Annotated in this window: 12 protein-coding genes and 1 pseudogene; 10 read left to right on the forward strand and 3 right to left on the reverse strand. The window is 70.3% G+C overall.

Features of this window, described 5'->3' with window-relative positions; genetic code table 11:
• Positions 1-43: 43 nt before the first annotated feature.
• From AAEX60_RS13065 to AAEX60_RS13085, 5 genes are all read left to right on the forward strand, one after another.
• A complete protein-coding gene (locus tag AAEX60_RS13065; protein ID WP_342103998.1) occupies positions 44-994 on the forward strand; it encodes a tetratricopeptide repeat protein in 951 nt (316 codons plus the stop codon).
• Positions 995-997: 3 nt separating this feature from the next.
• Complete coding sequence (locus tag AAEX60_RS13070; protein ID WP_342103999.1) at positions 998-1,687, forward strand: cytochrome c biogenesis CcdA family protein; 690 nt, start codon at positions 998-1,000, stop codon at positions 1,685-1,687.
• Between the two features lie 10 nt (positions 1,688-1,697).
• The gene (locus AAEX60_RS13075; protein ID WP_342104000.1) at positions 1,698-3,206 is read left to right on the forward strand and encodes a cytochrome c biogenesis protein ResB; all 1,509 of its coding nucleotides are present in this window, start codon (positions 1,698-1,700) and stop codon (positions 3,204-3,206) included.
• Complete coding sequence (gene ccsB / locus AAEX60_RS13080; RefSeq protein WP_342104001.1) at positions 3,199-4,056, forward strand: c-type cytochrome biogenesis protein CcsB; 858 nt, start codon at positions 3,199-3,201, stop codon at positions 4,054-4,056. The genes AAEX60_RS13075 and ccsB overlap by 8 nt, the downstream gene beginning before the upstream one ends.
• A gap of 104 nt (positions 4,057-4,160) precedes the next feature.
• Positions 4,161-4,850 (forward strand): TlpA family protein disulfide reductase, encoded by a 690-nt coding sequence (locus AAEX60_RS13085; RefSeq protein ID WP_342104002.1) that lies wholly within the window; start codon positions 4,161-4,163, stop codon positions 4,848-4,850.
• A gap of 213 nt (positions 4,851-5,063) precedes the next feature.
• Here AAEX60_RS13085 and AAEX60_RS13090 read toward each other — a convergent pair whose 3' ends face one another.
• The gene (locus tag AAEX60_RS13090; protein WP_342104003.1) at positions 5,064-5,651 is read right to left on the reverse strand and encodes a DUF3267 domain-containing protein; all 588 of its coding nucleotides are present in this window, start codon (positions 5,649-5,651) and stop codon (positions 5,064-5,066) included.
• 175 nt (positions 5,652-5,826) lie between these two features.
• On the opposite strand from AAEX60_RS13090, the gene arfB reads away from it, so the two are divergent.
• Positions 5,827-6,264 (forward strand): alternative ribosome rescue aminoacyl-tRNA hydrolase ArfB, encoded by a 438-nt coding sequence (gene arfB / locus AAEX60_RS13095; protein ID WP_342104004.1) that lies wholly within the window; start codon positions 5,827-5,829, stop codon positions 6,262-6,264.
• 243 nt (positions 6,265-6,507) lie between these two features.
• On the opposite strand, the pseudogene AAEX60_RS13100 reads toward arfB, so the two are convergent.
• Positions 6,508-7,911, reverse strand: a pseudogene (locus AAEX60_RS13100) (purine-cytosine permease family protein); the annotation flags it as partial.
• Between the two features lie 41 nt (positions 7,912-7,952).
• Between AAEX60_RS13100 and AAEX60_RS13105 the strand changes: the two are divergent.
• The 4 genes from AAEX60_RS13105 (at position 7,953) to AAEX60_RS13120 (ending at position 11,337) form a co-directional block, all read left to right on the forward strand.
• Positions 7,953-8,390, forward strand: coding sequence for a CvpA family protein (locus tag AAEX60_RS13105; protein WP_342104005.1), 438 nt, complete (start codon positions 7,953-7,955; stop codon positions 8,388-8,390).
• Positions 8,390-9,157 (forward strand): MarP family serine protease, encoded by a 768-nt coding sequence (locus AAEX60_RS13110; RefSeq protein ID WP_342104014.1) that lies wholly within the window; start codon positions 8,390-8,392, stop codon positions 9,155-9,157. The genes AAEX60_RS13105 and AAEX60_RS13110 overlap by 1 nt, the downstream gene beginning before the upstream one ends.
• A 403-nt stretch (positions 9,158-9,560) precedes the next feature.
• Positions 9,561-10,319, forward strand: a complete 759-nt coding sequence (locus tag AAEX60_RS13115; RefSeq protein ID WP_342104006.1) for a lysophospholipid acyltransferase family protein — start codon at positions 9,561-9,563, stop codon at positions 10,317-10,319.
• 340 nt (positions 10,320-10,659) lie between these two features.
• On the forward strand, positions 10,660-11,337 hold the full coding sequence (locus AAEX60_RS13120; RefSeq protein WP_342104007.1) for a hypothetical protein: 678 nt from the start codon (positions 10,660-10,662) through the stop codon (positions 11,335-11,337).
• Positions 11,338-11,634: 297 nt separating this feature from the next.
• Here the strand turns inward: AAEX60_RS13120 and AAEX60_RS13125 are convergent, their stop codons facing one another.
• Positions 11,635-12,156 carry a glycine cleavage system protein R gene (locus AAEX60_RS13125; protein WP_342104008.1) on the reverse strand — a complete coding sequence of 174 codons (522 nt, stop codon included), beginning with the start codon at positions 12,154-12,156 and terminating at the stop codon, positions 11,635-11,637.
• Positions 12,157-12,708: the final 552 nt, after the last annotated feature.

Genomic DNA, 12,708 nt, shown 5'->3' on the forward strand with positions numbered 1-12,708 from the left:
ACCAGGCTGGGCGGCCAGACCAGAACCCCCTTGGGAGACGCAGATGACAACGCCAGACCAGGCCACCGGCGCCGAACGCTATTTCGGTCTGCCCGCGGGCGCCACCCCCGCGCAACTCACCACCACGCACGACGCCCTGGTGAATTACCTGCAGCAGGCGCCCGAGGAATTGCAGCCCTGGGCCACCCGACAGCTGCGGCTCGCCCGGGCCGCCGTCGAGGGCACTCCCGCGGCCAGCGACGTGGCCCCGGAGGTGGCGGAGGACTTCTCCCTGCTGGGCCTCGACGAGGAGACCAACGCCCCCACGGCCACGGCCGCCACGCCGGTGAAGATCAACCCGCCCCGCAAGCGCGGCTGGCTCATGCCCGTCTCCCTGGCCGCCGCCAGCGCCGCCGTTGTGGTGGGGGTCTACCTGATGGGCGGCCAACCCCAGGAGCCCAACGCCCAGGCCGCCGCGTCGGCCTCCGCTGGAGCCCAGGTCAAGAGCACCCCCAAGCCGGTGGACCCACAGATGGTGGCCACCCTGGAGGAGAAGATCAAGAAGGACCCCAAGGACGTGCTGTCCATGAAGGCGCTGGGGCAGATCTATGACGGCGCCGGCGAGTATGACAAGGCGGCCGCCTGGCAGCAGCGGGTCACCCAGGTCACTCCCAAGGACGCCACCGCGTGGCTGGCGCTGGGCGTCGCGCAGTTCAACGGGGCCAACCTGAAGGATGCCGAGATCTCCTGGAAGCGGGCCGCCACGCTGGACCCGAAGCGGCAGGAGACCTTCTACAACCTGGGCTTCCTGTACCTGAGCCAGAACAACATGGACAAGGCCCGCGAGGCCTGGGCCACGGTGGTGGAGATCGACCCGACGACCGGCCTGGCCGAGACGGTGAAGTCCCACCTCAAGGCCCCCAGTGCGTCGGCCAGCGCCGCCGCCTCCGGCAAGGCCTCCGCCCCGGTCTCCGCGAATCCGTCGACCAACCCGTCGGCCAGTTCCTCGCGCTGAGCCATGGCCGACCTCACCGTCCCGGTTGCGCTGCTGGCGGGCATCGTCAGCTTCACCTCGCCGTGCTTCCTGCCGATCGTGCCCGTCTACGTGGGCTACCTGGCGGGCGTCGACGAGGCTGAGCGCACCCGTGCGACGGCCCTGAGGCAGTCCCTGGCCTTCGTGCTGGGTTTCAGCGTGGTCTTCACCGGGATCTACGCGGCCATCGGCGCCTTCGGCTGGGCCGTCGCCGCCAACCGGGAGACCATCCGCTGGGTCGGCGGGCTGGTGCTGGTGGTGATGGGCCTGCACGTGGCGCGGCTGGTGGAGATCCCCTTCCTGTCCCGCTCCTTCGGCGGCCCGCGTTCCGGGCGCGGCGCCCAGGCCCCCAGCGTCCGTCGCTCACTGCTGCTGGGCCTGGCCTTCGGGGCCGGCTGGAGCCCGTGCATCGGGCCCATGCTGGGCGCCATCATCAGCCTCGCGCTGCAGCAGGGCGGCCTGGCCCAGGGCAGCCTGCTGCTGGTGGCCTACAGCCTGGGGCTCGGCCTGCCCTTCGTCGCCGTCGCGCTGGGAGCCGGCTGGGTGAGCGAGAAGCTCGCCTGGTTCACCCGGCATGAAACCGCCGTCCAGTTGGTCTCGGGAGCGCTGCTGGTGCTCACCGGATTCCTGGTCATCACCAACCAGTTCAGCAGGCTTTCCGCCTTCGGAGTATGAGGAAGACACCATGAGCACAGCCGTGAAGTCACCCCCCGGGGCGGCCCCCGACACCGGTGCCGACATCAGCCCCGCCGAGATGTTTCGTCGGATCTACCGGCTCTTCTACAACAAGCGCTTCGGGCTGTGGCTGATCTTCGCCATGGCACTGCTCTCCCTGCTGGGCGCCCTGTTCACCCAGGTGCCGGCCGAGGTGCGGGCCGACCCGGCCAAGTACGCCTCCTTTCTGGAGAGCGTGCAGCCCAAGTACCGCGGCTGGACCATGCCGCTGAGCTTCCTGGGCGTCTTCCACATGTTCAGCTCCTGGCCCTTCCGGATCATCAACATCCTGCTGGTGCTCAGCATCATCGCCTGCACCACCCACCGGCTGCCCACGCTGTGGCGCAATGCCACCAAGCCGCACACCCACGTGCGGGAGGGCTTCTTCGACCACGCCCGCACCCATCGCAGCACCGTCGTCAGCGGCGACGCCCAGGCCCTGCTGGAGGAGGCTCGCGGCAAGCTGGCCCACAAGCGCTTCCGGATCATCCAGGATGATTCGGCCGACGGGCTGAACCTGTACGCCGACCGCAACCGGTGGATGCCCCTAGGCACCGCCTTCGCCCACGCCGCCTTCTGCCTGATCCTGCTGGGCGTGCTGGTGACCAACAACACCGGCTTCCACGAGGACCAGTTCACCGTGCCGGTCGGGATGGGGCCGCAGGCCGTCGGGCACGGCACCGGCCTGTCGATCGAGGCCAAGAGCTTCACCGACAGCTACCACGACGACGGCAGCCCGATGGACTACGCCTCCGAGGTGGTGCTCTACAAGGACGGGCAGAAGATCAAGGAACACACCCTGCGGGTCAATGCGGCGCTGAAGCATGACCGGGTGATGTTCAACCAGTCCTACTTCGGCTTTGCCGCCGACCTGACGGTCAAGGACAGCAAGGGTGCCGAGCTGATGCACAACGGCGTCGCCCTGCAGTACCAGACCCAGGACGAGACCCAGAACTACGGCAAGACCACCCTGCCCAATGGGATGCAGCTCTACGTCGTCGCCCCGGCCTCGGGTCAGACCGACGCCCGGATCGGCCCCGGCCAGGTGCTGGTGGAGCTCTACCCGGCGGACAGCAATGAGCCCGTCGACAGCCAGGTGATCAGCCAGGGCAAGCCGGCCCAGGTTGGCGAGCTGCAGATGACCTTCAACCGGGAGCGCCAGTTCACCGGCCTGATGGTCAGCAAGGACAACGGCGCCCCGCTGGTCTGGCTGGGATCGCTGCTGCTGGTGCTGGGGATGATCTGCACCATGTTCTTCCGTCACCAGCGGTTGTGGATCCGGATCCACCCCGGGACCGACGGCAACCAGGTCCGGGTGGCCTCCCCGGACAAGCACGACACCCTGTTCGAGAATGAGGTGACCCGCTTCGTCGATTCGCTGGGCGGCAAGGACCTCGACGCGGATCCGGAGCCGTCCGGCGCCGGGACCGACGCGCACTCCACCAACCACCTCACCACTACCGGGAGCACCCATGCTTGAGATCTCGAAGTACTGCCTCATCGCAGCCGTCGCCCTGGTGGGGCTGGCCGCCGTCGCCTTCCTGGCCGGGCTGACCACCTCTCGTCGGGGGGCCGTGCTGGCCACCGCCGGCGGGCCGAATGTCAGCGTCGCCGCACCCAGCCGCGGGGTGGCCTGGTACGGCAGCCAGCTGACCCTGGCCGCCGCCGTGCTGATGACCATCAGCCTGGTCTGCCGGGCGATCGTGGTGAAGCACGCCCCCTTCTCCAACCAGTACGAGTTCGCCTGTGCCTTCGGCTGGGGGATGCTGGCCTTCTACGTCTACTTCGAGCGGCGCCACCAGGCCCGGGCACTGGGCATCGCGCTGCTGCCGATGGCGCTGGCCGTCCTGATCTACGCCGCCACCCGGGATGACATCACCAAACCGCTGATGCCGGCCCTGCAGAGCCCCTTCATGCTGACCGTGCACGTCTTCCTGGCGGTGCTGGGCTACGGCGCGGGCGGCGTCGCCTCGGCCGCGGGCATCCTCTACCTGCTCAAGCCGAAGGTTAACTGGGCCAGCCTGCCCAGCCGGGAGCGGCTGGACGAGCTGGGCTACCGCGCCGTCGTCTTCAGCTTCCCGCTGCTGACCATGATGAATATCCAGGGCGCCATCTGGGCCAACACCGCCTGGGGCAAGTACTGGAGCTGGGACCCCAAGGAGACCGCCGCCCTGGTCACCTGGCTGATCTACGGCGCCTACATCCACGCCCGGGTCACCAAGGGCTGGCAGGGCAACCGCTCCGCCTTCCTGCTGATCCTGGGCTTCGTCGCCATCCTGTTCACCTTCCTGGGCAACCACTTCTTCGGCGGCATGCACTCCTACGCCTGACCTGACCGCCCGAGCCCGTCGCCGGATCTGCCACCGTTGGTGGTGACGACGACGGGCTCGGTCCTTCTTCCACCCGAGCCCACATCCCGAGGGAGCAGCACCAGATGTCCGAGCAGCACGCCACCGAGCAGCACGCCACCGAACCACATCCCGAGCAGCATCCTGGCGACCCGGCCGCCACGTCGGGGGACTGGCGCGCCCGGCTGCGGCAGAGCAAGGTCGGCAGCCTGGCCGTGCTGGGCACCACCCTGGCCGTAGTGCTGACCGGCGCGTGGCTGGTGAACCGCTCCGATTCCGAACCCGCCGCGGGAGGCTCCGGGGGGACCGGGGGCGCGCAGTCGGTCACGCTGGAGGGTGACCAGAGCGGCTCGGCCCCCGAGGTGGGCCAGCCCGCGCCCGGCTTCACCGCGACCACGATGGACGGCAAGCAGGTCTCGCTGGCCTCTCTGAAGGGCAAGCCGGTGTGGATCACCTTCGGGGCGACGTGGTGCACCGCCTGCCGCGCGGAGGCCCCGGACATCGAGGCCGCGTGGCAGGCCGGCAAGCCCAAGGGCGTCACGGTGCTGGCGGTCTTCATCAAGGAGGATGCGGCCACGGTGCGCGGCTATGCCAACCGGCTCAACCTGAGCTTCCCCATGGTGAGCGACCCCAACACCGAGCTGGCCTCCCGCTACCGCTCCATCGGGATCCCGTCGCACTTCTTCATCGACGGTGAAGGCGTCCTGCGCAAGAGCCACGTCGGGGCATTGACGGCGGAGCAGATGCAGCAGAACCTGGCCGAGATCGGCGGCTGACGAGCCGACCGGCACGCCGCCCATCCCCTCCACGCGCCCCGTCCCCACGCCCCATCGGTGTGCCCCATCCGCACTTGGCCAGGGGTGAGGGCAGTCGGGAACTCGGGCGTCGGGCGGGAACCTGGCGATGCCCGTCGAAGACCTGCCAATGCCCGTCGCAGACCTGGGTGCGCCGTCGCAGAGTTGGAATGCCCCGGCGGGGCCGAGGTCTGCTCAGGCGGGGGCTTGGGGGCGGTGCACCCGGACCCCGGCACGCTGGTCCTCCACCAGGGTTCCGGGCGGCTCGGTCAGCGCGGCCCAGCAGAGCCAGGCGTCGCCCACCCCACCGGACAGGTGCAGCGCGAAGGGCAGCACCCACCACGCGGGATTGGGCCCGACGGCCAGCATCACCAACAGGCCCAGATTGACCGCCACATTGGGCAGGGCGGCCACGGCGATGTACTGCCGACGGGTGAACCGGTGCCCCTCACAGGTGGTGTAGAGGTAGGGCAACCCGGGTGACATCATGCCGGCGCCGAACCGCGGCCGGGCACGAAGGGCCGCCATTCCCAGACCGTGCAGCAGCTCGTGCAGGGCCATGGTGCCGATGGTCATGAAGGTGGTCCCGATCACCAGCAACAGGGCCCGACGGGCATCAAGGTCATAACTGCCCGACGCCTCGTCGCGCCAGGCCAGGATGCCCAGCCCCAGCGCGGCCCCACCAAACAGGAAACCCGTCCCCAGCGCGGCCATCCACGCCTGGGAACGCTCGCCGGGAACCTTGCTCTCACTGGTCCCAGGGAGCTTGGGCGGGTACCACATGGCTTGATCCTATGCGGCCGCCAGCTCCCGATTCCGAAGAGCGGCCGCCAGTTGCCGGGCCCGGCCCTCCGCCCGCGCAACGGACGGTCGGAAGGCCGGATTCTGGCGGTTGGTTCCCGGAAATCCGGGTGCAGCAGCCATCGGTGGGCTGCCAGACTGGACCGGAAGGAGTGACATGGATCTGGTGATTGCCCCGGGGCCGGGCGTGCCGCAGGGCCTGGTGGTGCCCGAGGCGGAGCTGTCCGAACGGTTCAGCCGTTCCGGCGGGCCGGGCGGGCAGGGCGTGAACACCACCGACTCCCGGGTCCAGCTCACCCTTGACCTGGCCGCCTCCACGGCCTTCACCGAGCGGCAGCGGGAACGGCTGCTGACCAGCCTTGCCGGCCGACTGGACGGAAGCCTGCTACGGATCGACGCCAGCGAGCACCGCCACCAGCGACGCAACCGGGCCGCCGCCCGGGAACGGATGGCGGCCCTGCTCCGCGACGCCCTGTCGCCGCCGCCACCCAGCCGTCGGGCCACCAAGCCGTCGCGCGGCTCGGTCCGTCGCCGGCTGGAGGCCAAGAAGAGACGCTCGGAGACCAAGCGGCTGCGCGGCCGCCCCACCGACTGAGGCAGCACCCGCTGAGGCAGCACCACCTGTGACCGCCCGGGGGATGACTTCGGGTTTCCCGGCTACTCCCCCCGCCACCTGTCGGGCCAGCGGTAGGTAGGCCAGGAAGGCCACCACCAGGGCGATCACCACACCGATCGAGGTGTGCGCCCAGACTCCGTCGCGGCCGCCGAAGCCCAGCGGTCCCAGCAGGTAGCCCTGCCAACCCAGCCAACCGGCGTAGTTGTTGGTGACCAGCCCGAAGCCGAGCACGCAGCAGACCAGCATCAACGCCAGCGGCTGCCACTTCACCGAGCCATAGCCGCGCCTCGACGCGTCGAACAGCCGACGCCCGTCGTAGCCGGCCCGCCAGCGGACCATCACCAGGTCGGCCAGGAAGATCCCGGCCCAGGCCGCCTCGGGCACGCCCAGGGTGATCAGGAATCCGGTGAACGGCCCCATGAAGTCCAGCGCGAACCAGACCACGTAGACCGCCCCCAGGCTCATCAGGATCCCGTCGATGGCGGCCGCCTGCCAACGCTTGACCGGCAGCCCGACGGCCAGCAGGCACAGGCCCGACGAGTACAGGTCCAGCGTCGCCCCGGCGATCTGCCCGGCCATCGCGAACAGCCAGAAGGGCACCATGAACCAGACCGGGGCCAGGGCGGCCAGGGTGCCGATCGGGTCGGCGGCCATCTGCTCGATCAGGCCGGGATTGCTGCCCACCAGCAGCAGGCCGTAGCCGATCAGCAGCACGACGGGCACCGAACCACCCGCCGTCGTCCACCCCACGATCCCGGGGCGCGACGAGCTGCGCGGCAGGTAGCGGGAGTAGTCGGCCGAGCCGGTGAACCAGCCCGCCCCGAAGGCGCAGAAGACCATGATGGTGGCACCCACCACCGCGTACGCATTGCCGGCCGGGTGCTTGCCCAACTCACCGACGTGCAGCTGGTCCGCGGTGAGCAGCATGAAGACCGCGGTCATGGCCAGGGTGAGCCAGCTGAACAGTTTCTGGGCGCGCATCACCGCGTCGAAGCCCAGGATGCCCAGGGCCATCACCAGCGTGACCACCACCACGAAGGCCACCACCTTGACCAGGCCCGCGTCGACGCCCATCCGCTGGGCGATGGTTCCCGACGCGAGCACCGCCACCGAGACGTTGATGATCTCCCAGCCCAGCATCAGCAGGTAGCCGATCATCCCGGAGACGAAGTTGCCGTGCACGCCGAAGACGGCGCGGGACAGCACCATGGTGGGGACCGAGCCGCGCATCCCCACCAGGGAGATCAGGCCCACCATGAAGAAGCTGACCACCACCCCGACGAGGCTGACCAGCAGCGCCTGACCGAAGGAGATGCCGAACTCCAACAGGTAGGCGCCCCAGGCCACCTGCAGCAGGGTGATGTTTCCGGCGCACCAGGGCCAGAACATGTCGCGGGGGCGTCCCTTGCGGTCGGCCTCCGAGATCACGTCGATCCCGTGGGTCTCGATGCGCAGGGCTTGGGAGTACGGTCCGGGGGTGTCGACGGGGGATTCCTCGGCGATTGAACGCTGTTCAAGCAAGTGGCTCACTCGCGACATTCTGGTGCAGCCGACCCCACCCCGCGGCACAATCGGCCTCACGCGAGACGGCTCCACAATTGTCCCCACAGGATCACGGGGCACCATGGATGCCACCCCCTGACCTCCCAGACTCCCGAGAGGAAGCGATGACCGGCCACACCCTGCTGGACCTGGCCCTGGTGCTGCTACTGGTCAGCCATGCCGTGCGGGGCTGGCTCACCGGCGCGCTGGTCAGCGTCCTGGGGCTGGCCGGGCTCCTGCTGGGCGCCGCGGGCGGGCTGTGGCTGGTGCCGCGGCTGATCTCCCGCTGGGGCAGCGGGCTGGCGGATCCGCTGCCCGTGGTGCTGCTGGCCGGCGGCGTGCTGGTCACCGCGCAGCTCGGCGAGGCCCTGTTGCGCCGGATCGGCTTGCGGCTGCGGGCCCAGGCCTCCGGCCAGAGTGCCCGACGGCTGGATGCCGGGCTGGGCGCGCTGGCGTCGATGCTGGTGGTCAGCATCGTCGTCACCCTGCTGGGTGGCGCGGTGCGCCCGTCGCTTCCCCGGAGCCTGGCGGCCACCCTCAACCAGTCCAGGGTGTTGCCGTGATGGAGGGCCTCACCCCGGACCAGGCCGGCCGGTGGGCCAGCCAGGTCACCGACCGCTTCAGCCGGGCCGGCTTCCCCCGGGTCTTCAGCGGCCTGTCCCCCGAACCCGTGCTTCCGGTTCCGGCGCCGGACACCGCCGCCGCCAAGACGACCGCCGTGCGGCGGGCGGCCGCGGGAATCGTGAAGATCACCTCCGATGCCGACGCCTGTTCCCAGACCCACACCGGCACCGGCTGGGTGGTGGCACCCCACCGGGTGGCCACCAATGCGCACGTCGTGGCCGGTGCCCGGGACACCTCGGTGCGAGTGGGCGGGGTGGGCCAGCGCCTGGAGGCCACCGTCGTCGCCTTCAACCCGGACCTGGACCTGGCCATCCTGGACGTGCCGGGGCTGGGCGCAGCGCCGCTGCCGCGCACGGGCCCCCTGGAGAAGGGGCAGGACGCGGTGGTGGCGGGCTTCCCGATGAATGCCGGCTACACCGTCAAGGCCGCCCGCGTCCGCGGCACCGTCACCGCTGGTGGCGACGACATCTACGGCGGCAAGGGCGTGACCCGGCAGGTCTATTCCCTCAGCGGCACGGTGCAGCCCGGCAACTCGGGTGGCCCGCTGCTCACCTCCGACGGGAAGGTGGCCGGCACCATCTTCGCCCGTTCGATGGTGGACCATTCCACCGGCTATGCCCTGACCGACGCCGCCACCGACGAGATGCTGGACAACGCGGCCGGCTACCGCACCCCGGTCAGCACCCAGGGCTGCGCGAAGTCCTGAACCAGCAGCTGAACCGCTTCCGACGGAGCCGAACCCCGCGCACCCTCCTTGGCCTTGCCGGGGCTCACGGGCACGACCCGCTGGATGCGGCTGTCACGCACCCTGCCCAGTGGACGACTGCCCCGCGGCCCGGTCGCCATCCTCTGCACCGGTGCCCTGCGCGTTGAACGGTTGCCCTCCCCATTGGACGGTCGCCCTGCCCATTGGACAGTTGCCCTGCGATGGTTGTTTCTCTCGGAGAGCGGCCGTCCAGCCCGCAAGCCGGCACGTCAGCTCGCAAGCCGGCACTTCGGCCCGCAGGGCCACCCCGGTCCCGTCGCGACCTACCCACGGCCACGGACGATTCCCGACGCGAAACCGACGCCGAAATCTGGCATGCTCAAGAGGTGCAGGAACAGGCCCGATGAGTCAGCAGAAGCCCGCCACCACCCCCGCAGGCCCCGTGCCGCGGCGCTACCGCGACCCCAGGCTGGCCGGGCTGCGGCGCCTGGTCCGCAAGACGGTGCTGGCCGGGGCGGTGAAGGTGGCCGTCGACGTCGAACTGCACGGGCACGAGAATGTGGAGGGGCTCGACGGGCCCTTCGTGGTGGTGGCCAACCACTCGTCGCATCTGGACACCGCGCTGATCTATGCCGCGCTGCCTGACCACCTGACCACCAACCTGGCCGCGGGCGCCGCCGCCGATCACTTCTTCCTGCACTGGTACACCGCGCTGGCCCCCGTGCTGCTGTTCAATGCCTACCCGATTGACCGCCCGGGCCGTCCACACAAGGGCAACCACAAGGGGCTTTCCACCGCCCTGTTGCAGGACGGCACCCCGCTGCTGATCTTCCCCGAGGGCACCCGCTCCCGCACCGGGGCGATGGCCACCTTCACCCCCGGCGTCGGCCGGCTGTGCTCCAGCGCCAAGGTGCCGTGCGTGCCGGTGGCGCTGGTGGGTTGCGCCGACGCGTGGCCGGCCCAGGCCCGCTTCCCGCGCTGGCCACGCCGCACGGTGCACGTGGTGGTTGGCCGCCCGCTGGAGCCCCGACCCAACGAGGGGATCGGGGCCTTCACCCGTCGGGTGGAGCGCGAGGTGGTGGACATGCACGACGCCACCGCGGAGCGCTACGGCATGCGATCGCTGGCGTTGTTGGCGGCCCGTCGGGTCCGCCGCCGCTGAACCGGCACCCGCCGCACGACTACTTCGAGCGTGACCTGGCGGCACTCTGGCTGAGAAGGGCGCTCAGAGGATCATCGACGCCCTGGTCCAAGCTGTTCGGTGACCGCCATCCGATGGAGCGAATGGCGGAGTCCAGGACCACGTGGAGCGCTGGAGCTCCCCCGCGCGCCCCAGCGGAAATCAGGGCACTCGCCCACTCATTCCCGGAGCTCTCCTCCCCAACACAACAAATGCGGCAGGTCATGTGACCAGCCCGTCTTCGGGGCCCTTGGACAAGTGACCTGCCGCATTTGTTGTGGACCGGGCGGCCTGCCATGGCGGCCGGTGACAGGATCGGAGCATGTCCGAGCCGCCCCAGACCCTGCCCCTCCCCCAGCGAGTGCCCCTGCCCCGCCACCTTGTCCTGCACCGATTCACGGTCAAACCGCGCCACTTGGACCCCTACCTGGAGATCTGGCGTCGGGAACTGGCATTGCGCTCCGAGTACGGCTTCACCAGCCACCGGGCCTTCGTGGAGACCGACGCCGAACCCAAGCTGACCTGGCTCTACTCCCACGACGACGACCCGGCCGACGCCCAGACAGCGCTGGCCCTGGACCCCCGCTGGGGCGCGCTGTCCGCCGAGCGCGCGCCGCACGTCTTCCGCAATGACCTGGTGCGGCCGGTGGAGCCGGAGCTGCTGACCCGCGCCACGGCGGAATCCCTCCGGGGCTGTAATCGGCCGGAGCGGATCGCCATCATGCGGCGGTATTCCATCGTCGGCGGCTGGGATGACTTCCTGCAGATCTGGCGGCAGATCGTGCCGGTGCGGGAGAAGTACGGCTTCCGCTGCCTGTTCGCCGTCGCGGACCGCCCCAAGGACATGTTCACCTGGGCCTTCGACTTCGACGGCGACTGGGCGGATTTCCCGGCGGCGCAGCGCGGCTACTACCGGGACCCCGCGCGGGTGGAGCTGCGCAAGGTCTTTGACCACATGGCCGACTACTGTCTTCACCCCGCCCGGCAGCTGTTGCTCTGAGGACGGCATCTCCCGAGCAGTCGACGCGGCCCCGGGCACAGCCCCACCATGCACGGCCCCACTGCCGAGCTCGGCGGTGCAGCCCCCAGCCCCACCGTGGGCAATCCCATTGCCCAGCCGACGCGCGGCCCACTGCGCAGCCGCAAGTGCTCGGGGCAGCAGTTCCAACCGCTGCCCCGACACCCAAGCGCTGCGCAGTCATTCCGCCGCCTCGTGGTCAGCCCACCGGGGCCCATTGCGACGAGGGCCGTCCCGGGGGTGCGCACATGCCGCCCCGGGTCCTGGCCGAGGCAGGACTCAGGCGTCGTCGACGGACTCGTCGAAGTCCAGGTCCACCATCAGCTCCGCCGCAATCTCCTCCAGGGCAGCGCGCAGCTCGTCGACGGCCACGCCCTCGGGCAGCCGCACCTGGGCCGTGGCCTCGAACAGCATCGTGTCGGCCATCGGGGCGGGACGGGTCGCGGTGTGCATGTCGTCGATGCCGATGCCGCGCTCGGCCAGCACCGCGGTGACGTCCCGCACGATCCCGGGATGGTCATTGCCCACCAGGTGCAACACGACGGAGGTCCCGGCCTCCTCATCCTTGTCCAGGGCGGGGGTGACGGCCACGTCCAGCCCGTCCACGCTGGCCACCGCGGCGGTGAACGCGGCGGAGCGGGCGTCGGGCAGTTCCACCAGGGCGACGCCGGCGAACTTGCCGCCCAGCCGGGCCATCTGGCTCTCCAACCAGTTCCCGTCGTGCTGCGCCACCACGGAACTCAGGGCCGAGACCAGGCCCTCCCGGTCATCACCGATCAGGGTCAACAGAAGCTGTGCCATGTGCCACAGCCTATTGGGTCGGTGGCCCCCACCGGGAGGTACCGGCAGATGTCTTCCGGGCGACGACTGCCCGACGCGCCAACCGGTGGGCCCACGGGCAACCCCGCCACGGCCACCGGACCCGTTCGTGGGCCCGGTGAACCACGGCGCAGCGCAATCCCAGCCGCGAGAGACCCGAGAAGAAGCCTGATCGCGGCTGCCGCCCAGGGAGCCACCGGCCGGCGTGGACGGCCGACCCGCCCTGGAGGAAGCCGCCGCCCACCGCGCTGCGGATTCCCACCAAGCTTCGCCCGAGCCACTTCGGCGACCCCGGCCTCGCGCGCGAAAACTGCCGCGGCCCACCAAGCTTCGCCCGAGCCACTTCGGCGACCCCGGCCTCGCGCGCGGGAGCTGACGATCCACACCCGCGCGAACCGGCGGCCTCCCCCGTTACCTTGCTGGTGACCCCGTAGGGCGGGGTTACGGTCGCCGGGCCCGGCATGACTCTGTGCCCCTGTCGTACGCATGATCCGGGGGGTGTTGTCACCGGGCCTGGTGGCGCCAGCCGACCGC

Source organism: Luteococcus sp. H101 (genome assembly GCF_038433155.1).
Classification (GTDB): domain Bacteria; phylum Actinomycetota; class Actinomycetes; order Propionibacteriales; family Propionibacteriaceae; genus Luteococcus.